At 55.3% G+C, this 19362-nt stretch carries 23 protein-coding genes; 13 read left to right on the forward strand and 10 right to left on the reverse strand.

Annotated elements, in window-relative coordinates; translation table 11 throughout:
• Positions 1-7: 7 nt before the first annotated feature.
• Both J1C54_RS11115 and J1C54_RS11120 read right to left on the reverse strand, forming a co-directional pair.
• Positions 8-1894: an ankyrin repeat domain-containing protein gene (locus tag J1C54_RS11115; protein WP_229147647.1), complete on the reverse strand. Its 1887-nt coding sequence runs from the start codon at positions 1892-1894 to the stop codon at positions 8-10.
• The gene (locus tag J1C54_RS11120; RefSeq protein ID WP_229147648.1) at positions 1891-2139 is read right to left on the reverse strand and encodes an accessory factor UbiK family protein; all 249 of its coding nucleotides are present in this window, start codon (positions 2137-2139) and stop codon (positions 1891-1893) included. Before J1C54_RS11120 ends, J1C54_RS11115 begins: the two co-directional genes overlap by 4 nt.
• A 302-nt stretch (positions 2140-2441) precedes the next feature.
• Between J1C54_RS11120 and glnK the strand changes: the two genes are divergently transcribed.
• From glnK to J1C54_RS11135, 3 genes are all read left to right on the forward strand, one after another.
• Positions 2442-2780: a P-II family nitrogen regulator gene (gene glnK / locus J1C54_RS11125; protein ID WP_229147649.1), complete on the forward strand. Its 339-nt coding sequence runs from the start codon at positions 2442-2444 to the stop codon at positions 2778-2780.
• Between the two features lie 96 nt (positions 2781-2876).
• The gene (locus tag J1C54_RS11130; protein ID WP_229147656.1) at positions 2877-4151 is read left to right on the forward strand and encodes an ammonium transporter; all 1275 of its coding nucleotides are present in this window, start codon (positions 2877-2879) and stop codon (positions 4149-4151) included.
• 165 nt (positions 4152-4316) lie between these two features.
• Complete coding sequence (locus J1C54_RS11135) at positions 4317-5234, forward strand: alpha/beta fold hydrolase (protein ID WP_229147658.1); 918 nt, start codon at positions 4317-4319, stop codon at positions 5232-5234.
• Here the strand turns inward: J1C54_RS11135 and J1C54_RS11140 are convergent.
• Positions 5227-5919 (reverse strand): START domain-containing protein, encoded by a 693-nt coding sequence (locus J1C54_RS11140; protein ID WP_229147659.1) that lies wholly within the window; start codon positions 5917-5919, stop codon positions 5227-5229. The two genes, J1C54_RS11135 and J1C54_RS11140, sit on opposite strands and share 8 nt — an antisense overlap.
• A gap of 131 nt (positions 5920-6050) precedes the next feature.
• Positions 6051-6482, reverse strand: coding sequence for a helix-turn-helix domain-containing protein (locus J1C54_RS11145; RefSeq protein ID WP_229147660.1), 432 nt, complete (start codon positions 6480-6482; stop codon positions 6051-6053).
• Between the two features lie 137 nt (positions 6483-6619).
• Between J1C54_RS11145 and J1C54_RS11150 the strand changes: the two genes are divergently transcribed.
• Complete coding sequence (locus J1C54_RS11150; RefSeq protein WP_229147661.1) at positions 6620-6997, forward strand: hypothetical protein; 378 nt, start codon at positions 6620-6622, stop codon at positions 6995-6997.
• A gap of 6 nt (positions 6998-7003) precedes the next feature.
• Here the strand turns inward: J1C54_RS11150 and J1C54_RS11155 are convergent, their stop codons facing one another.
• The 5 genes from J1C54_RS11155 to J1C54_RS11175 form a co-directional block, all read right to left on the reverse strand.
• Positions 7004-7750: an SDR family oxidoreductase gene (locus J1C54_RS11155; protein WP_229147662.1), complete on the reverse strand. Its 747-nt coding sequence runs from the start codon at positions 7748-7750 to the stop codon at positions 7004-7006.
• Between the two features lie 12 nt (positions 7751-7762).
• Positions 7763-8449: a histidine phosphatase family protein gene (locus tag J1C54_RS11160; RefSeq protein WP_229147663.1), complete on the reverse strand. Its 687-nt coding sequence runs from the start codon at positions 8447-8449 to the stop codon at positions 7763-7765.
• A 1-nt stretch (position 8450) separates the two neighbouring features.
• Positions 8451-9524, reverse strand: a complete 1074-nt coding sequence (locus J1C54_RS11165; protein WP_229147665.1) for a phosphotransferase family protein — start codon at positions 9522-9524, stop codon at positions 8451-8453.
• A gap of 1 nt (position 9525) precedes the next feature.
• Positions 9526-10332 (reverse strand): SDR family oxidoreductase, encoded by an 807-nt coding sequence (locus J1C54_RS11170; protein WP_229147666.1) that lies wholly within the window; start codon positions 10330-10332, stop codon positions 9526-9528.
• 94 nt (positions 10333-10426) lie between these two features.
• Positions 10427-11635 (reverse strand): acyl-CoA dehydrogenase family protein, encoded by a 1209-nt coding sequence (locus J1C54_RS11175; protein WP_229147667.1) that lies wholly within the window; start codon positions 11633-11635, stop codon positions 10427-10429.
• 108 nt (positions 11636-11743) lie between these two features.
• On the opposite strand from J1C54_RS11175, the gene J1C54_RS11180 reads away from it, so the two are divergent.
• From J1C54_RS11180 to J1C54_RS11215, 8 genes are all read left to right on the forward strand, one after another.
• Complete coding sequence (locus tag J1C54_RS11180) at positions 11744-12646, forward strand: LysR family transcriptional regulator (protein WP_229147668.1); 903 nt, start codon at positions 11744-11746, stop codon at positions 12644-12646.
• Positions 12613-12948 (forward strand): DUF3185 family protein, encoded by a 336-nt coding sequence (locus J1C54_RS11185; RefSeq protein ID WP_229147669.1) that lies wholly within the window; start codon positions 12613-12615, stop codon positions 12946-12948. The genes J1C54_RS11180 and J1C54_RS11185 overlap by 34 nt, the downstream gene beginning before the upstream one ends.
• A 149-nt stretch (positions 12949-13097) precedes the next feature.
• Entirely contained in the window at positions 13098-14369 is a 1272-nt protein-coding gene (locus J1C54_RS11190) for an APC family permease (protein ID WP_370635651.1), read from the forward strand.
• A gap of 37 nt (positions 14370-14406) precedes the next feature.
• Positions 14407-14853, forward strand: a complete 447-nt coding sequence (locus tag J1C54_RS11195; protein WP_229147673.1) for a YqaA family protein — start codon at positions 14407-14409, stop codon at positions 14851-14853.
• A 54-nt stretch (positions 14854-14907) separates the two neighbouring features.
• Positions 14908-15489 carry a cytochrome b/b6 domain-containing protein gene (locus tag J1C54_RS11200; protein ID WP_229147676.1) on the forward strand — a complete coding sequence of 194 codons (582 nt, stop codon included), beginning with the start codon at positions 14908-14910 and terminating at the stop codon, positions 15487-15489.
• Positions 15490-15536: 47 nt separating this feature from the next.
• A complete protein-coding gene (locus J1C54_RS11205) occupies positions 15537-15854 on the forward strand; it encodes a PepSY domain-containing protein (protein WP_229147679.1) in 318 nt (105 codons plus the stop codon).
• Between the two features lie 3 nt (positions 15855-15857).
• Entirely contained in the window at positions 15858-16526 is a 669-nt protein-coding gene (locus J1C54_RS11210) for a response regulator transcription factor (RefSeq protein WP_229147680.1), read from the forward strand.
• On the forward strand, positions 16523-17857 hold the full coding sequence (locus J1C54_RS11215; protein WP_229147681.1) for an ATP-binding protein: 1335 nt from the start codon (positions 16523-16525) through the stop codon (positions 17855-17857). Before J1C54_RS11210 ends, J1C54_RS11215 begins: the two co-directional genes overlap by 4 nt.
• Positions 17858-17936: 79 nt before the next feature.
• Here the strand turns inward: J1C54_RS11215 and J1C54_RS11220 are convergent, their stop codons facing one another.
• Complete coding sequence (locus tag J1C54_RS11220; RefSeq protein WP_229147682.1) at positions 17937-18578, reverse strand: OmpW family protein; 642 nt, start codon at positions 18576-18578, stop codon at positions 17937-17939.
• Between the two features lie 148 nt (positions 18579-18726).
• Here J1C54_RS11220 and J1C54_RS11225 point away from each other — a divergent pair, with 148 nt between their 5' ends.
• Positions 18727-19332, forward strand: coding sequence for a PolC-type DNA polymerase III (locus J1C54_RS11225; protein WP_229147683.1), 606 nt, complete (start codon positions 18727-18729; stop codon positions 19330-19332).
• Positions 19333-19362 lie beyond the last annotated feature (30 nt).

Below are 19362 nucleotides of genomic sequence, written 5' to 3' on the forward strand. Positions count from 1 at the left end.
ATCGCTGTCAGTACTGCGCAGGGGGCTCCGTTGAGAGTCTGGCCGGTGAAGCCAGTCGCTTGCGCCATGGGCCAATTGCAAACAACACGGCCGCGATGGCCATGGTCAGGTAGTGCTGGCCGGCCGGGCTGCTTATCAGGCAAGGGTCGCATTGATACAGCAGGGCGCTGCTGATCAGAATGGTGCTGGTACTGCTGACAAACATCCACAGCAGCGATGGCCACATCGGCTTGCGTAGCGCCAGAGCAATGCCTGTGACCACCAGCCACAGCGCCAGCATGGGCGACAGGCCGAGAGCGAAGAATGCTGACGGTCGCGCGCTCATAGCAGGCCACTGCCAGCCGGATGTTTCCTCTTTGACCCACTTGTGTTGCAGTGATTCGGGCATGGCCCAGCTATAGCAGTGCAGTGAGCAGCCCTGCCCATTAAGCCGTTGCGGGTCTGCACCATAACGAAGCAGCAGGTCGACCAGCGGCCAGCGCTGCAGTCTGGCAGCGCGTAGCAGCGCGGTTTCTCCCTCGGCGCCAGCCATATCCGGGGACAGCCCGGCGACCAGCAGCACTTCAACGATTTCCGCGCTGGGCTGTTCGCTGCCGACGTAGTCGAGCAGTAGCAGGGGATGCCGGTCAGTAACATCGGGCAGCCCGCGGATGATGGATTGAATGACGGGTAGCCTTCCTGTATCCAGGGCCTTAGGTAGAAGTGAGCGCTTGCCAGTAATGGTGCGGGTCGGGTCGGCGCCTGCTTTGAGCAGGGCCTGGACCAGCCATAACTGGTCACTGTCCAGTGCACGTTCCAACGCCGTCATGCCCTGATTGTCGCGCCGATCTGGCTCCAGACCAGCATTCAATAATTGCTGGAGGCGCTTGTCATCCAGGGATGCGCCGCCCTGATCGAAGGGAGGCGGAGGAGTAATAAATGCTGCCGCCAGAGTGCCGTGTTGGCGCGAGCTCAGGTTGGGGTCGGCGCCACGGGCCAGCAGTCGGGACGTGGCCTGTTCGTTGGCAAAAAATAGCGGTGGAAAGCCGCTCTCCGGCAGCTCATTCAGGGGGAAGCCGCCGGCCAGCAGCCAGTCCAGCTGCTCGTAATGTCCTTCTGTCGCCAGTCGCCATGCCAGATCACCGCCGCCTTGACTGAACACCAGCAGGGCGTCAGCCCCAGCTCGCCAGAAGCTTTCAGCACTTTCCGCCGATGCCCCTTGCCAAAGCAACTGAGCCAGAGCTCGACTGGCGTCCACCGGATCGAGCTCGGTGGTGGGGAAACGGATCAGTAACTGATGAAGCAAGTCAGCACGCTGTGCTTGAATGAGCGCCTCTATTAGTAGTTCTCTGTCCTCGTCGCCAAGATCACCGGCGGCAGTATTCAGCAGCAGGGCAAAGGTTGTGCTGTTGTTGGGGTGGAGTACTGCATGATTGAGGGCATGGTGGCCGTCTCCATCCAGACTGAGCGGGTCGGCACCCAGAGCGATCAGTTCAGCGCTGACTCGACTGTCCGCTTCGGCACTGGCCAGATGCAGTGGTTGAATGCCCCGATTGTCGGCCAGATCGGCCGCTGCGCCGCGGCTAAGCAAAAGTAGCGCAGTGTCCTGATAAAAGGCGGCCTGTGGCGGATTGTCAGCCAGTCGTTGCAGGGAGATATGCAGAGCACTACGACCGTTCGCATCGGTTTGCTCAGCACTGACCCCGGCATCAAGCAGACGTGCCGGCCATGCTTGCGGGGCAACAGCGTCGGCATTCAGAGGACAGTCAAGCAGGCGGTGTAGAACCAGAGCATCCTCGACCAGAGTTTCCAGTGGTTGTGCAGCCAGAGCTTCCTCTCCGGCGCACAGCGGGTCCTCGGCGGCGGCAAGGTGTCCGGCAAAAAGCAGTCCGGCGATGGCGGGCAGCAGCTTCACGGGGTCAGACGACGCTCCAGCTCAGCCACTTCCTTCTCCAGTGCCTCCAGTTTCTCCCGGGTGCGCCCCAGTACTTGCTGCTGGATATCAAATTCCTCGCGGCTAATCAGGTCCAGCCGGCTGATGCCTTCCTGCAGAACCGCGCGGGCGCTGCGTTCCAGCTCGCCCCTTACCTGTTCCAGTCCAGCGGGCAAGTGGCGGCCCAGCTCCGCCACCAGTCGGTCGATAAAGGGTTGGTCTGTCATGATGTTGGTACGTCCACTGGCAATCTTGTTAGGACACTCATGTTAGCACGGCATCCTTGTAGAAAAGAGTTGCACCATTTTGGGGAGTGCAACTTAATCGTGCGCTATAATCGAGCGAGAACCCGAGGCCATGCTTCGGTGTTTTTTTTCAACCCACTGAAAAAACACGCATTTTATCTATTGGCATGGATCGTGCGTTTAGCGAGGCAAGCAGGGGGAAACCTCTGAAGACTGGAATGGGGCACCGCCTCGATTCGGAACAGGTACGACGCCGGTGACGGCGTAGCCATCAGGAGAGAGACATGAAACTTGTCACTGCCGTTATCAAGCCGTTCAAGCTCGACGATGTGCGCGAAGCATTGTCTGAGATTGGCGTGCAGGGCATCACGGTGACCGAAGTTAAAGGCTTCGGGCGCCAGAAGGGCCACACCGAGTTGTATCGCGGTGCGGAGTATGTGGTGGATTTTCTGCCGAAAGTGAAGATCGAGGTCGCCATCGCTGATGGTTCTCTGGATCAGGTGATCGAAGCCATCGCCAAGGCTGCGAACACTGGCAAGATCGGCGACGGGAAAATTTTCGTCACCGAGCTTTTGCAGGCAATCCGAATCCGGACCGGCGAGGCTGGCGAAGACGCGGTTTAACCGCCTGACGCCAAAACGGTTTGCAGTCTCAGGGCTGCACAAAAAACGTCACGATCCATGCCAACGATTTGACGTGTCCATCTGGAGGGTTACACCGTGGAAAACAACATTTACGAACTACAGTACGCTATCGACACCTTCTACTTCCTGGTGTGCGGCGCGCTGGTTATGTGGATGGCGGCCGGCTTCGCTATGCTGGAATCCGGCCTCGTCCGTGCCAAAAACACAACTGAGATCCTGACTAAAAACGTCGCTCTGTTTGCAGTCGCCAGCATCATGTATTTGGTGTGCGGCTACGCAATCATGTACGGCGGTGATCTGTTCCTGTCGGGTATTGCCAACGTTGATGCCGATGCTGTGCTGGGTGATTTTGCTGCCCGCGAAGACGGCTTCCGTGGCGGCTCTATCTATTCAGGTGCCTCTGACTTCTTCTTCCAGGTGGTGTTTGTTGCCACTGCGATGTCGATTGTCTCCGGTGCGGTGGCTGAGCGTATGAAGCTTTGGGCTTTCCTGGCTTTCGCAGTAGTCATGACCGGCGTTATCTACCCGCTGGAAGGTAGCTGGACCTGGGGTGGCAACGACGTATTCGGCATGTACAACCTTGGCGACCTTGGCTTCAGTGACTTTGCAGGTTCAGGCATCGTTCACATGGCTGGTGCTGCTGCCGCTCTGGCTGGTGTACTGCTGCTTGGCGCTCGTAAAGGCAAGTACGGCAAAGACGGTTCGGTGAACGCCATTCCGGGTGCCAACCTGCCGCTGGCTGCACTGGGTACCCTGATCCTGTGGATGGGCTGGTTCGGCTTCAACGGCGGTTCGGTTCTGAAGCTGGGTGACATCTCTAATGCCAACGCGGTTGCCATGGTGTTCCTGAACACCAATGCTGCAGCAGCTGGTGGTGCGATGGCTGCGCTGGTTACTGCTCGCCTGCTGTTTGGCAAAGCTGACCTGACCATGCTGCTCAACGGTGCTCTGGCTGGCCTGGTAGCGATCACCGCAGAGCCGTCCACTCCGACTGCCCTGCAGGCCACCATCTTCGGTGCCCTCGGTGGTGTACTGGTAGTGTTCTCGGTAATCACCCTGGACAAGCTGAAAATTGATGACCCGGTTGGTGCTATTTCGGTTCACGGTGTAGTTGGTCTGCTGGGCCTGCTGCTGGTGCCGATTACCAACGATGGTTCGAGCTTCAGCGGTCAGTTGATCGGTGCTGCTACCATCTTCGTCTGGGTCTTCGTCGCCAGCCTGATCGTCTGGGGCATCCTCAAGGCCACCATGGGTATCCGGGTGTCCGAGGAAGAAGAGTACGGCGGTGTGGATCTGTCCGAGTGTGGCATGGAGGCTTACCCGGAGTTTGTCAGCAGCGGCAACAAGTAATCGCTGACAAGCAATACAGCAAAACAAAGGGCGCCTTCGGGCGCCCTTTTTGTTTTGTCCCTGACCGGGGGTGACCCGGCTGCACAGCCCCAGCGCCATTGCGGTCAACCATATCACCGATGAATGTCATTATCCTTTGGGCGTCGTAATTTCGCTGAGGCCCTCATGCATACCGCCACCACCCAAGTTCTGTCTAACGGTATCTCCTTGCTGGTGCATAGCTGGGGTGATCCGGGCAATACGCCGCTGCTGTTGGTGCATGGCTACCCGGACAACCACCGGGTCTGGCAGCCGGTGGCTGAGCGGCTGGCGGATCGTTTCTATGTGATTGCCTACGATGTGCGCGGTGCCGGTGGTTCCGATGTGCCGGTCAAGCTGTCGGATTACCGCATGGAGCAACTATCGCGAGATCTGCTGGCGGTGGTTGATGCATTAATTCCCGGACGCCAGTTTCATCTGGCGGGCCACGACTGGGGTTCGATTCAAAGTTGGGAGTCGGTTACTACTGAGCCTCTCAAATCGCGCATCCTGTCATTTACCACTATCTCCGGGCCGAGCCTCGACCATATGGGCTATTGGATGCGTAAACGCTTTACCAGTTTGTCCTGGCGTGAGCAGCGCAAGGCGCTCAGGCAGCTGGTGTCATCCTGGTACATCATGTTTTTTCAGTTGCCGGTGATTCCACCGCTGTCGTGGAGGCTTGGACTGGGCAAGTGGTGGCCAACCTATCTGGAGAAGCGTGAAGGTGTGTGCGAAGCGGCGGTAAACCCCACCCAAGCCAAGGACGGTCAGTATGGTGTCAACCTTTATCGGGCTAACTTCCAGTCCAAGCTGCTAAACCCGCAACCTCGCTACGCAGCAGCTCCAGTACAACTGATTGTGCCAACTGGTGATAATTACGTCGGCACCCAGCTGTTCGAAGACTTGCATGAATGGGTGCCGCAATTGTACCGCCGTGACATCGATGCCAATCACTGGGTGCCGCTCAGTCATGCGGACATTATTGCCCGTTGGATTGCCGAGTTCGCCGAAGCGGTGGATGCGGGCAAACTGTCCCAATGGAGTGCGGCGCACCTTAAATGAGAGGGGCACCGCCAGGAAATATCATGCCTTCCGTGCCCGGCAAATGGATGGGCAATTGATCGGCGCTGTCCAGCTGGTAGCGCGGAATCTTCATGCGTTCGTGCATTTTCTGCAGTGTGGTTAGCGGCGCGCGGGTAGCTACCAGATTGGCCAGCCACCCCGGGATCATGCCACCGGGATCAACGAAGGTTTCAAAGGTAATTCGGGTCCAGCCATCGGCTAGTGGTTGCAGAATAAAGCGGTTATCCAAGGCGGGCAGGCGCACGGTGCCGGGTATCTCGTCAATCAGGCCGTGGGCTGCCACGGTATGCAGTACGGTGGTCAGGGTTTGCGGGTCTTGAGTGATCTTGGTGCGAGCGACGCCATCTCGGTCGGACACCGGCCATATTCCCTTGATGTGGATATAGGCAATATCGTCTCCAGCCTCAGGTACCAGCCGGGCGGCATGGCACTGAAAAACCCACTTGGGGAAGTTCTCCACATCGGCCAGCACGGCGATTGCCGTCAACATGGGATAGGGCACTTCGATGCGACCGCGAAAGGCATTCAGGGGGTTGCCCTCAACCGGCTTGACCCAGACGTCCACATCAGTGCGTTCTGTGGCACTGCGTACCTGACGCCATTCACTGGCACTGGCCAGAGCTGGCAACAGAACGAGTAGAGTGATCCAGACGATTTTGCGCATCGGCTTCCTCATGACTTTTGTTGTTGTGGCTATTCAAACTGCAGCGTGATGGCAGAGAATAACAGCGGTGAGCGGCTATCTCTCGTGCTGAGTAAGCCATTGGAAGAGGTCTATGTAGGAAAATGCCGCAATCAGGGCCGCCTTTTTGCTCTACCGGCGGTCTTCCCTTCGCTATCCAGTAGAGCCGTGATGATTCTTGCGAGCGCTTCACGGTTTTCCACGGAAAGTAGTTCGATCATGGTGGCCAGCGCCCGGGCATCGTACTCTGCCGGCTGTTCGCGGGTGGCCTCTTTGGCCGTAGCAGGTGTGCGGTTGGCATCCCCAAAGCGTAGCCATTCCGGTGATACTTTCAGCCAGCGCGCTAGCACCACCAGCTTTTCTTGAGAGGGAATAGAAGTGCCCTCCAGCCAGCGCCGCACCGCCTGTGGTGACACCACGGAATCTGGCGACAACACGTTGAACTTGCGTGTTAAAGCCGTTGGGCTGGCCGTAGAAACCCCGGCCTTCAACAGGGATTGTTGTAAGCGTTCGCTGAACTGAAGTTTTTCAAGATGAGTTGCCATGCCGCTAAAGCTAGCACCGCGGCGATAACTATAAGTTCCGAATTAAAGTACATAATGGTTACCGTAGATGGTAACCACTCCCGTGAGCCTGGATGGCCCAGGGGATAAAAGGACTGCAGGCATAAGGAGAGTGCAGAGTGACTGTTTCAGACCGTTCTATGAGCCGCGCTGACCCGGAAAGGGTAATGCGTATTGGTGGCGTAATGATGTTGGTGCTGCTTATGATGCCGCTGGCCTTCTGGCTGCAGAAAAGTCTGCTGGTTGATAACAGCGTGCCCCGCTGTGATGCGGGTGCTGTGCTGAAGGAGCTTCGTACCCTAACCTCCGTCCGACATCCTCTGGACGCCATGGATCCGATCCGAGATATTCACAGCGTCGGTTTTGATGCGCAAATCGGCCACCGCATATGTATGGCAACCTTGGGGCATGGCGCTCATGCACGACAGGTGAAGTTTGCTATTAGTCATCGCAACAGCTCCCCGCCGATTTTGCGCGTGGAAGCCGTTAGCGACTGAGGGCCGTCAGGACATTCGACTGATCATCTTCAGCGGCATATTGCGCATCAGAAAGCCCATGACCGCCCAAGGCCAGCGCGGCACGCTGGCCTCGGCGGACTCCTTTTCAATGGCCTTGACCAGTAACCGGCATCCGGTTTCAGTGTCCACCATAAATGGGGTGTTTTTCACCTTCTCGTTAATTTCCGAACGGATATAGCCCGGATAAATAGTGCTGACCTTAATTGGCTTGCCAATCATTTCAGCGCGAATGCCTTCGGTCAGTGATGCTACCCCCGCCTTGGTGGCGGCGTAGGTGGTCAGATTTTTGGGCATGCCACGCATGGCGCTCATGGACGAGATCATTACCAGGTGGCCATCATTCTGAGCGCGAAAAATCTCCATGGCCGCTTCGCACTGGGCCAGCGCGGCAACAAAATTAGTTTCCGCAGTTTGCCGGTTGGCCCAAAAGTAGCCGGTGCCAAGGGGCTGGCCCTTGCCCATGCCAGCGTTGACGATAATCCGGTCAATGCCGCTAAACTCTTCGCGAAACTCACGGAACACCTCGAAAACCTGATCATAATTCAGTACATCCAGCGCCTTGATCGAGACCTTGATGCCGGGATGTTTGCTTTCAAGCTCAAGCTTCAACTCCTCAAGTCGATCGGTACGCCGCGCGCATAGCGCCAGATTGCGACCCATGGCTGCAAACTCGCGGGCCATGCCGCGGCCCAAGCCGGAACTGGCGCCGGTAATCAGAATGGTCTTGCGCATTGTTGTCTCCTGTTAGCGATAGGTAAGCAGGCGACGATGTTCGCCTTCGAAATGTCCATGGTCGTTAAAGGTGCTCAAATGCATGCCGCGGCGACCAACCACAATCTTGGTTACCGACGCATTAGCCACCACCCGGTTGAGTTTGCGCCATTCGCCGTCCGGCATATTCCATAGTCTTTTCACGGTGGCACAAATGGCACCACCAGATGTGAAGACCATGGTGCTGTCCACCTGATAGTTAACGATGCTATTCAGTGATTCGTCTATTCGCTGACGGAACATGGGCCAGGTTTCTTTGTATTCGTTGTCGTGTACACCGGACACCCAGCGATCCAGAGCCTGCTCAAAGAATTCCTGAAAGGCATCCTTTGGTCGCAGCGTGCGAGCCATGTCTGCCATCATATAGGTGCGACTCTTATATTTAGGGTTCTGGCGAATGATCAGCTCCTGATGATCGTATTCATTCCAGCCCGGGTCGACGCGCCACTCTGGGGATAATCCCATATGAGTCAAGACATGCTCGGCAGTTTGCTTATGTCTACGCATATTGCCGGCAACAATCATGTCTGGCCGACCGATGCGCTTTAGTAACACACCGCCAAGGTGCTGTGATTGTGCAATGCCGGTGGCGGAAAGTTCGTCATAGTCAGTTTTTCCCCATGACGCCTGACCATGACGAATCAAATATATCACTGCCATATTAGCGCTTGCCCTTGATGACTTTCTTGCAGGTGTGCTGCAGGTAGTGATTAAACAGCCAGAAATGCTTGAATGCAGGGTTACGCGTCTGTTTGTGATGATAGCGGTAGTAGATTTGCTGCACGATCACCGCCAGACGGAAGAGTCCATAAACTTCATAAAAGGTCCAGTTATCTGCTTTTAGATTCATTTTGTCGCAGTAGTAGTCCACCACTTCGCGACGAGTAAGCATACCGGGCAGGTGGGTTGGCTGCCTACGCAACAGGGTATTGATGCGATCATCATCCGCCTGCACCCAATAGGCCAGTGTGTTGCCGAGGTCCATCAAAGGATCACCCAGCGTCGCCATCTCCCAGTCCAGTACGCCGATAATATTTTGTGGGTCATCCGCATCCAGTACAAGATTATCCATGCGGTAGTCGTTATGAATGATTACCGTGCCGACATCGTCCGGCATATTGGCATGAAGCCAGTTGCGTACACTTGTCCAGCCTGGAACATTCCAGGTTTTCGATTTTTCGTAACGATCAGACCAGCCCGTAATCTGTCGCTTGACGTAGCCGCCGCCCTTGCCAATATGCTCGAGTCCGGCTGCTTGGTAATCTACTTGATGTAGCTCGATCAGCTTGTCGATTACGCCATGACATAGCTGTCGGGTCTGCCCTTCGCTGAGGGCTAGCTCCTTTGGTAAATTGGCCCGAGGAATAATCCCCTTGATGCGATCCATGACATAGAAATCACAACCCATCACCGCGCTGTCTTCGCATAGTGCCACCATGGTGGGCACCGCTGGGTAAACTGGTTTCAGAGATTGTTGGATACGAAACTCGCGCGCCATATCGTGAGCGCCTTTTGCCTTATGGCCAAACGGCGGGCGGCGCAGGATCAGATCCCGCTCCGGGTAGCTGAGCATATAGGTGAGATTGGAGGCGCCGCCAGAAAACTGTTTGATTGTCGGCTCGCCTTGCAGGGAAGGCAGTTGTTGTTTGAGCCAATCGTCCATGGCGGAAACATCAAAGCGTTCCTCTTCTCGAACTTCGCGAGGTTTATCCAGCAGCGCCTCATTGCCGGCCATGTTACTTCTCCAGCTTCTTGTAAAAACGTCGGCCGGAGTCGGCCAATCCATAGTTATACAGCGCGGGGACGTAACGCTTGATCAGCGCCAGTGCTTTGCCCTCAGTATGTGGCAGCTCAAGGAAGCGTTGCTTCTGTTGCGCCCGAACAATTTTTGCGGCCACTTGCTCCGCCGAAAGCTTGCCCCCGGATAATAGCTTTCTCACGGTCTGATCCATGCCTGCCTCCGGCGTGCGCATGCTCTCTGCCAGATTGGTCTGGAAAAAGCTCGGACAAACCACAGTGGTATGAATGCCATAGGGTGTCAGTTCGTGGCGAAGCGTTTCGGACAGAGACACCACGCCGGCCTTGGTGACATTGTAGGAGCTCATGGTCGGCGCATTGGCCACCGCTGCGAGAGATGCGATATTGACGATGTGGCCGCTCTTCTGCTTCTTGAACAGGGGAACAAAAGTACGGCAGCCGCGGATGACACCTTTCAGATTGATGTCGATAATCCAGTCCCAGTCTTCCATGCTTATCTTGTCGATTCTGCCGCCCGCGGCCACGCCTGCGTTGTTAACCAGTACGTCCAGTCCGTCCCAGTTTTCTATGGTCCACTCAAGCAGCGTATTCCAGTCTTCATCAATTGTGGTATTTGCCTTGACGAAATGCACATCGCCTAATGGGCGTAGCTCGAACTCTGCCTCGTTGCCGCGCTGTTCATTGATGTCGGTGATCAAAACCCGCGCACCAATTTTCAGATATTGCTTGGCCATCTCTTTGCCGAGGCCCGAGGCGCCGCCGGTAATCAGAACACGTTGCGACATTTTTTGTTCTCCATGAAAAGAAATTCGAAAAGGCAAAACGTCTGAGAGCGATCCCGCTACAGAATCGCTCTCAGAGGCCAGCTGCTATAGCCGATCAGTTCTTGTACTTCATCAACTCAAATTTCGCAATCAGGCCACGATGCACTTCATCTGGCCCGTCAGCAAGGCGCAGCGCGCGCGCTGCGGTCCATGCTGCCGCTAGCGGAAAGTCCTGACTCATGCCGCCGCCACCATGGATCTGCATGGCCATATCGACGACCTTTTGTGCCACGTTAGGGCAGATTACCTTGATCTGCGATATCTCGCTCATGGCTGCGAACACGCCCTTGTTGTCAATTAGCCAGGCGGCCTTGAGTACCAGTAGGCGAGCCTGCTCGATCATGATCCGTGCTTCGGCAATGCGCTCGCGGTTGCCACCCAGATTAACCAGCGGCTTACCAAAGGCCACTCGCTCGGTGCCGCGCTTGCACATCAACTCCAGCGCCAGCTCTGACAAGCCGATCAGTCGCATGCAGTGATGAATGCGGCCCGGCCCAAGGCGCCCCTGGGCAATTTCAAAACCACGGCCGGGGCCAGCTATGATGGAGCTCTTCGGCAGGCGGACATTGGTGAACTCTACTTCGCCGTGGCCGTAGGGCTCGTCATACATGCCCATGGCGGTGAGCATTCGGGTGACTTTAACTCCGGGGGTGTCGCGCGGCACCAGCACCATTGAATGCTGGGCGTGACGACCCGCAGTCGGGTCGGTCAGGCCCATAAAGATCAGCACCTTGCAATTCGGGTGGCCAATACCGGTGCTCCACCATTTGGTGCCGTTCAGTACCACCTCGTCGCCGTCAATCTTCGCTGTTGCCGCCATATTGGTAGCATCGGATGAGGCAACACCCGGTTCGGTCATGCAAAAAGCAGAGCGGATTTCGCCCGCCAGCAGCGGGGTGAGCCACTGGGTCTTTTGCTCTTCATTGCCGTAGTGATACAGCACTTCCATATTGCCGGTGTCCGGCGCGTTGCAGTTAAAGATCTCCGGGGCAATCGCGGAGCGCCCGGTCAGTTCCGCCACTGAGGCATAGTCGGTCACCGACAGACCGGCGCCGAGCTTGTCGTCCGGCAAGAACATATTCCACAGGCCTTCGGCTTTGGCCTTGGCTTTCAGTTGTTCGATGAGTGGTAGCACCACCCATTTGTTGTCCAGACTCTGCAGCTCCTGGTGATAGGCCTCCTCAGCCGGGGTGACGTGCTCGTCCATAAAGCGTTTTACGCGGTCGTAATAGTCCTGGGCTTTCGGGGAAAGGCTGAATTCCATGGTGGTCTCCGCATGGCTGCTGGCTTGGTCAGTGACAGTTGTTCCAGTGAGACTCAGTCTATGGCAGGCTCTACCCATTCATCCAATGAATAGTATTTATTACCATCTATGCATGACGCGAATATATCCAGAATCGACCTGAACCTGTTTGTGGTTTTCGATGCCATCGTCCGCGAGGGCAGCATCAGCGCCGCTGCGCGCAGCCTGAACCTGACCCAGCCGGCGGTCAGCCACGCACTGGCTCGACTACGCGACCGCCTTGATGATGAGCTGTTCGTGCGGCGGGGCCGGCAGATGGCCCCCACCGCCAAGGCGCGCAGCCTGATCGGCCCGGTACGTGAAGCACTCACAGGGCTACAGGCCTGCCTGTCCAGCGGACCCGCTTTTGACCCCGCCTCCGCCCGTCGCACCTTCGTGCTGGGTCTGCGCGATGGTCTCGAGGCCTGCGTGCTGCCACCTCTAATGCACAAGCTGATGGCGGACGCGGCGGGTATTGAGGTGCAGTCGCTCACCGTATCCCGCCGCGACACCCTGCGCGAACTTGCCGCTGGCCGCCTTGATTTGGCCATGGACGTGCAGCTGCCGGTGTCCGGTGATATCTGCCAGCTGCCGTTAGTCCAGTCCCCGCTGGTAGTGCTAATGCGACAAGGACACCTGTTGGCTGGTAAGGCCATGGCTCTGACTGACTACCTCGGCGCAGGCCATGTGCTCGTGTCATCGCGTCGTCGTGGCCCCGGGCTGGAGGACTTTGGTCTGGCACAGGCCGGCCACCAAAGGACAATCACTCTGCGCTGCCAGCACTATCAGGCAGCGATGGAAGTGGTAGCGGCGACGGATCTAATGCTGACCTTGCCGGCGGTGCTAGCTGAGCAGCTTGCGGGTGAGCGGTTTGTATCGGCTGCGTTGCCACTGCAAATACCACCCATGGAAATGCACCTGTATTGGCACCGAGATTTGGATGGCGATCCGGGACATCGATGGTTGCGGGGACTATTGCTGGCTGGGCGCTAGCGCGCTGGCTGACTGCAGGTGAACTATATAAATTGGCAGGTCAGATTATATTATTGTTTGGAATGGTCACTATTGTGGTGTTGGCTATAAAAACAGGTGGAGGAGATGGAATGAAAAATAAGTATATTGGAATCATATTTATTATTGCCGGGGCTATTTTGATGTACTGGGGCTACGATGTGTTTAACTCCGCAGGTTCGAAAATAAGCCGTGCTTTGAATAGTGGCGCTCCGATCGAAGCTTGGGCTGGCATGATAGGTGGAGCGATTTGCCTGGTCTTTGGAATATTCAAGGTGAAATAGGAATGTCTGCTGCCCGGTCCTCTCTGGTGGGGCGACCCCACGCGGATTATTAGTGACTCATCAGCATGCTTTGCCTGCCCATTAGATAGACCAAGTACAAGGCCAATCACATTAAATCTGTCCATAGAAAGCGAAATAAGTCACTTGGAATTCTTGAGCTAATCGCCATTGCTCTTGGCGGCATGGTGGGTGGAGGAATTTTTACCATCCTGGGAATTTCCGTGTCCATGGTCGGGGTTTATACCCCATTGGTCATCATTCTTGGTGGGTTGATAGCGTCCCTTGCGGCTTACTCATATATAAAACTAGGGGTCTATTATAAAGATGAGGGGGCGACCTACTCCTTTTATAAAAGAACCTTCCCCGGCTCCAGTTTTGCGGCTTCCCTTATTGGTTGGTGGGTTATATTCGGCTATATAAGCACTCTTGCGTTGTATGCCTATACGTTCGCATCTTATGCCATCAGCAGTATGCCCTTCGCCGACAGTGAATGGGCTCGAAAATTTGTTGCTGGTGCAGTAATTCTGATTTTTACACTCATCAATATTTGGAGTGTAAAAGGAATGGGTAAAATTGAAGACCTGATGGTTTACACAAAGTTAGTGATACTGGTGGTAATCTCCTTCGTCTTGATGAGTCACAGCCAAACGACCATCCCCGTATTGCTGCAGAACAACAATGACACCAGCATATTATCCATATTTATCGTGGCCTCCATTACCTTTGTGGCATACGAAGGTTTCCAGTTGGTTATAAATGCTGTCAATGAAATGGAAGAGCCGGAAAAGAATATCCCAAGAGCAATTTATTCGGCACTATTTCTGGCCATGCTGATTTATGTTGTTATTTCAATTGGCGCTATATTAGCTATTCCTTTTGAGGCCATTATTCAGAATAAGGAGTATGCCCTTGCAGCCGGCGCAGGGGAGATACTGGGGCATTGGGGGTCGGATTTCGTTATTTTGGGTGCGCTGCTAGCCACCAGCAGTGCTATTAGTGGCACTGTATTCGGCGCCTCACGGCAGATGGCCTCGATCGCTAAGGATGGCTACTTCCCCAAATTTCTTGCACGGCGGGTCAATAGTATTCCTGTTTTCGCGATTATGTGTATGTCGCTACTGGCATTTTTACTGGTCATTGTTGGCAGTCTACAGGTCATTCTTGAATTTGGCAGTGTCACTTTTCTGTTGGTGTCCGTGCTAATGGCCTTTGCCAACTTCAAGATTCGTCATCTAACCAAGTCATCAACATTAATTACCATATTCGCTTTCATTGGGCTTCTGTGTGGCACGGCCCTTATTCTGTTTTATGAGTTTAATAGTCAGCCGCAGCAGTTGGTTTTTATTCTGGTTATCTACGCATCGCTAACTGCCGGCTCATTCTTTTACTCCAGAAGCAGGCGCGTCCAAGCAGGCGTTTAGTGGCCATAATCTGGGCGATTTGAGTAGCAGGTAGAAAATGGAATACCTTTCCGAGCTTGGCTACGTCGGTCTTTTCATTGCCGCATTCCTGGCGGCGACAATTTTGCCGTTAAGTTCCGAGGTGGTGTTAAGCGCCTTGCTCCTGGGTGGACTATCGCCGACTACGCTTGTAATGGTTGCAACCCTTGGCAATGTGTTGGGCTCGCTTGCGAACTATGCTCTGGGCTATTGGGCCAGCCTGGTTATGGTTAAGAAATGGCTGAGAATTTCACAAGATGACTTTGAGCGGGCAGAGCAGCGATTTCGAAAATACGGCATGTTTTCGCTCTGTTTTGCCTGGGTGCCGATCGTAGGTGACCCATTGACGGTTATTGCAGGCGCTTTGCGGGTCCGGCTGCTATGGTTTCTTATCCTGGTGTCTGTGGGTAAATTTCTCCGCTATGTGGTGATCAGCTATATGGTCCTGAATGTCTATTCAGGGTGAATTCAGCTTGGTTTGAGAGACTGTGTCCATCAACCTACTGATGGGCCGAAAACCATGGCTACTAATACCGTTCGTATCTGGGATCCCTTTGTGCGGATCTTCCACTGGCTGCTGGTCGGCGCCTTCGTCGTCGCCTATGTCAGCGAGGATGACTATCTCGATATTCATACTATTGCCGGTTACACCGTTCTCACCCTGCTGATGCTGCGGCTTATATGGGGCTTTGTCGGCACCCGCCATGCTCGCTTTTCCGATTTTGTCCGGCCGCCGAGCGAGGCCCTGGATTATGTCAAGGAGTCCCTGTTGGGGCGGGCCAAACGCTATCTTGGGCATAACCCAGCCGGTGGCCTGATGATCGTGGCGATACTGGTGTCGCTGCTGGTTACCACTTTCTCTGGGATCGTCGTACTTGGCGCCGAAGAAGGCGCCGGGCCGCTGGCCGGAGTGATGGGAGGGGTGTCCCATTCCGTCGGCGAGGCGATGGAGGAGGTCCATGAGTTCTTCGCCAACTTCACTCTGGGTCTGGTGTTCGTCCATCTGGCAGGGGTGCTGTTCGAAAGCCTTCTGCACCGGGAAAACCTTGTCCGAGCGATGATTACCGGTGACAAGCCTGCGCTTGACGATGATTCAAAATAATCACTTGTCCATTTTTCTGTAATTAGTACATTCAAACTCTGGAGATCATGACTATGAAACGTTTTAACCTGATTGCCACTACGCTACTGACAGGCCTGCTCGCCGCAGGAACCACCTTTGCCAGTGACCGGCTTGACCACAATGAGATCTACAAGCTGCGACAGAGTGGAGAGATCATGTCTATGGAGAAGGTGCTGGAGCATGCCCGCACGATTCAGCCTGGTCAGTTGATTGAGGCCGAGCTGGAGCGCGAGAAAGGCGGCTACGTGTACGAGCTGAAGATTATCGATGCTGAGGGTCGTATGCATAAACTTGAACTGGATGCCCGTAGTGGTGAAGCGCTCAAACGCAAGATTGAGGACTAGGCGATGCGCCTGCTGATTGTCGAAGATGATCGGCAGCTAGCCGAGCGCCTTCAGCAGCAGCTCAGCGATGAGGGACTGGTCATTGACCTGGCCCACGACGGAGTGGATGGGCAGCATCTTGGCGAGGTCGAGGAGTATGATCTCGTGGTGTTGGATCTTGGTCTGCCGCGTCGCTCTGGGCTGGATGTCTTGCAGGCCTGGCGCAAGGCCGGGCGGGATATGCCGGTTCTGATTCTGACCGCTCGCGATGGTTGGCGAGAACGGGTGGAAGGTTTGCGCGCCGGGGCTGACGACTATCTTGGTAAGCCATTTCACGGTGAAGAGTTACTAGCCCGTATCCATGCTCTGTTGCGCCGCGCGGCGCCGCAGCAAGCCTTGCGGCTTCAAGTCGGCGCCTGGCAACTGGATGAGCGCCGCCAGTGTCTGGTTGATGGATCCCGTGAGCTGGCGCTGACTGCGACGGAGTTTCGTCTGCTGCGCTATATGCTTCGCCATCCTGGTGAGTTGCTATCTAAGACGCAGCTTGGCGAACATCTCTATGAGTATGCTTCTGAGCGGGAAAGTAACGTGCTTGAGGTCTATATTCGTAGGCTGAGGGAAAAGTTGGGTGCCGATTTCATTGAGACCCGCCGTGGACAGGGTTATGTCATGCATGCGAAGGGGGGTGGGTGAACTCACTGCGTTTACGTTTGCACCTTTTGGTCGTAGCAGGGCTGGCGCTGTTGCTATTAGTGCAAATGCTGGGTCTCAGGCTAATTCCGCAGACCTTGATAGAAAATTATGTGCTCACTCGGCTACAGCACGATTCCGATACCCTGTATGCCAGATTATTGCTCACACCGGAGTTGCCCGCACAGATATATCCAACTCTGGGCACCGTTTATGACACCCCACTTTCCGGGCACTATTTTCGCATTACCGCCGGTGATCATGTTATTCGCTCCCGCTCTCTCTGGGATGAGGACTTGGTCACGCCTACATTAACCCAGTCATTTAGCTCGGTCAGCCACCTTGCCGGGCCTGCCGGACAACAACTACTTAGCTACAGTCATCGTTACGAGGTGCATGGCGAGACACTGACCATTAGTGTGGCCGAGGATGTGACGGTGATGGAGGAAACTGTCCGAGGTTTGGAGCGCCAGCTGTTTGCCCTTAGTTTACTCGCCCTGCTGTTAGTGCTGGTGCTACAGGTTTGGATCCTGCGGCGCGCTCTACGTCCCCTCGACGACGCGGTTGAGTCCTGCGTTCTGTTGGAAAGTGGCCAAGCTCGGGAACTGAAAGAGCAGGGGCCCAGTGAGCTACAACCCCTGTTGCAGACAATTAATCGCCTTAGCCGACATCATGGTTTGCGTTTGGCACGCAGCCGTCGTGCTCTGGGTAATGTAAGTCATGCGCTTAAAACTCCTCTGGCAGTGCTGCAGCAACAGGCAGATGAAATGGATCGGCGTGGCGAGAAGTCAGAGGCCGACGCCATGCGTCTGCAGCTCGCTACCATGGGGCAAACTATCAGTCGTGAACTACATCGCGCGCGCATGGCCGGCAGCGGCACGCCGGGAGCTCGCTTTGACGCGCAGCTAGAACTGCCAGCGCTCTGTGAGGCGTTGAGGAAGCTTCATCACCGCCGGGTGGAAATTGAACTGACGATAACTGGAGAGCCGTGCGCGTTGGATGCGGACGACATGTTGGAGTTGTTCGGTAATCTGCTGGATAACGCCTGCAAGTGGGCTGGACGTCGGGTGCGTGTCTCTGTGCAGCAAAATACAGATGGTTTACGAGCGCAGATTGAAGATGACGGGCCGGGCGTGGAGCAAGAGAATTTAGGAAATTTGACCCAATCAGGCCTGCGGCTGGATGAAAGTCGCCCCGGTCACGGGCTGGGGCTGGGTATTGTTCAGGATATTGTAGAGCAGTATCAGGGAACGCTGAAATTTTCTCGCTCAACCGAGCTTGATGGTTTGCGGGTTGATGTGATTCTACCTATAGGAAAAAACGGCGCAGGCTAGAGGTCGTGTTTTTATATATTTAAGGAAAATCGGGCTATCAGAAGATAGCCCGATTTTTTTGTTAGCACAGCCCGATGAATCAGAACTTTATGCCAATGCCAACCATGTATACCCACGGGTCGATCTCTACATCAATCTTTGCCGCAGGAGCACCATTAACTGTTACTCGGGCGGTAGTGTCGATGGCCACATTCCAGACGCTGGCGCTGAACATCATGTTATCGCTCATGGGAATATCGAAACCGGCTTCATAGGCGATGCCAGTTGAATCGCTCAAGCGCAGGTCGGTGTTGCCACCCAGTGCCGCATCCAGTTCCGGGTCGGTTTTTTCACGGAAGAACATGGTGTAGTTAAAACCGACGCCCACATACGGCTGGAATTTCTCGCTGACATTCGGGTAGTAGTTAACCAGCAGGGTTGGCGGCAGGTGCTCGGTGGAACCAACATCGACACCAGCCAGTCCGCCGCTACCATTCAAATCATGCTCGAAGGGCAGCGCACCCAGCAGTTCAACGCCGACACTGTTATGCACCATATAGGTGGCGCTGATACCAAAACCGACACCGTTGTCGACTTCAACCAGATCCGGGTCGGAGCTGCTGTCTGGGGCCACCAAGGCCGGGCCAAAGCGAACGATGACATCACCAGCCTCGTAGGCAAGAGCCGGGGCGGCGAGACAGGACACGGCTACAGCGAGCAGAGTGGGGCGCAAAGCTTTCATGACTTTTTCCTCTTCTTGATAACTGGGGCTAGTGTGCGCCTGCCACAGAGTTAACTAATGATCTGGATCAAATGACCATGTGGTCTGTATGGGAAAGGCCTGCTTTGCTAAGGTAGCGGCCCCATTGATCAGATAGTAGCTCGCTGATATGCACCGCTATGCCGTAATCGATTTTGAAACCAATGGTCTGATGCCTGGCCAGGGTGGTCGTGCTCTGGAAGTGGCGGCGGTCATAGTAGAGGGCGGCGAGATTGTTGCTAGCTGGCAAAGTCTGATGAACCCGGGTGGGCGGGTGCCGCGATTTATCACTGACCTGACGGGCATTACCCCTGCCATGGTGCGCGCTGCACCGTCGCCTGATGAGGTGATGACGCAGATTCACGAGTTTGTTGGCGATGCCACGCTGGTTGCCCATAACGCCAGTTTTGATCGACGCTTTTGGGAGCACGAGCTGGACCTGTGCGGTCGCTTTTGTTCAAGCGAGTTTTTGTGCACGGTGTTGATTGGTCGCCGACTCTACCCATGGGCGCCCAACCACAAGTTGGCGACGTTGGTGGAGTTACACAATATTCCGGTGGACGGGCGTCATCACCGGGCGCTGGCCGATGCAAGTATGACCGCACGACTATTCCAGCGTATGCAGCAGGATCTGACCACGTTGTATGCAGAGCAGACGGCACAGGAAGGCTTCCTGCAGCGCTACCAGCGCATTAGCAGGGCCCAAGCAAAAAGTATTCCACCGTTTTACAGCTAATAAAAAAGCCGGGTATCCCTGAGGCGTACC

The organism is Alcanivorax sp. 1008, from assembly GCF_020667895.1.
In the GTDB taxonomy this organism is placed as follows: Bacteria; Pseudomonadota; Gammaproteobacteria; order Pseudomonadales; family Alcanivoracaceae; genus PGZG01.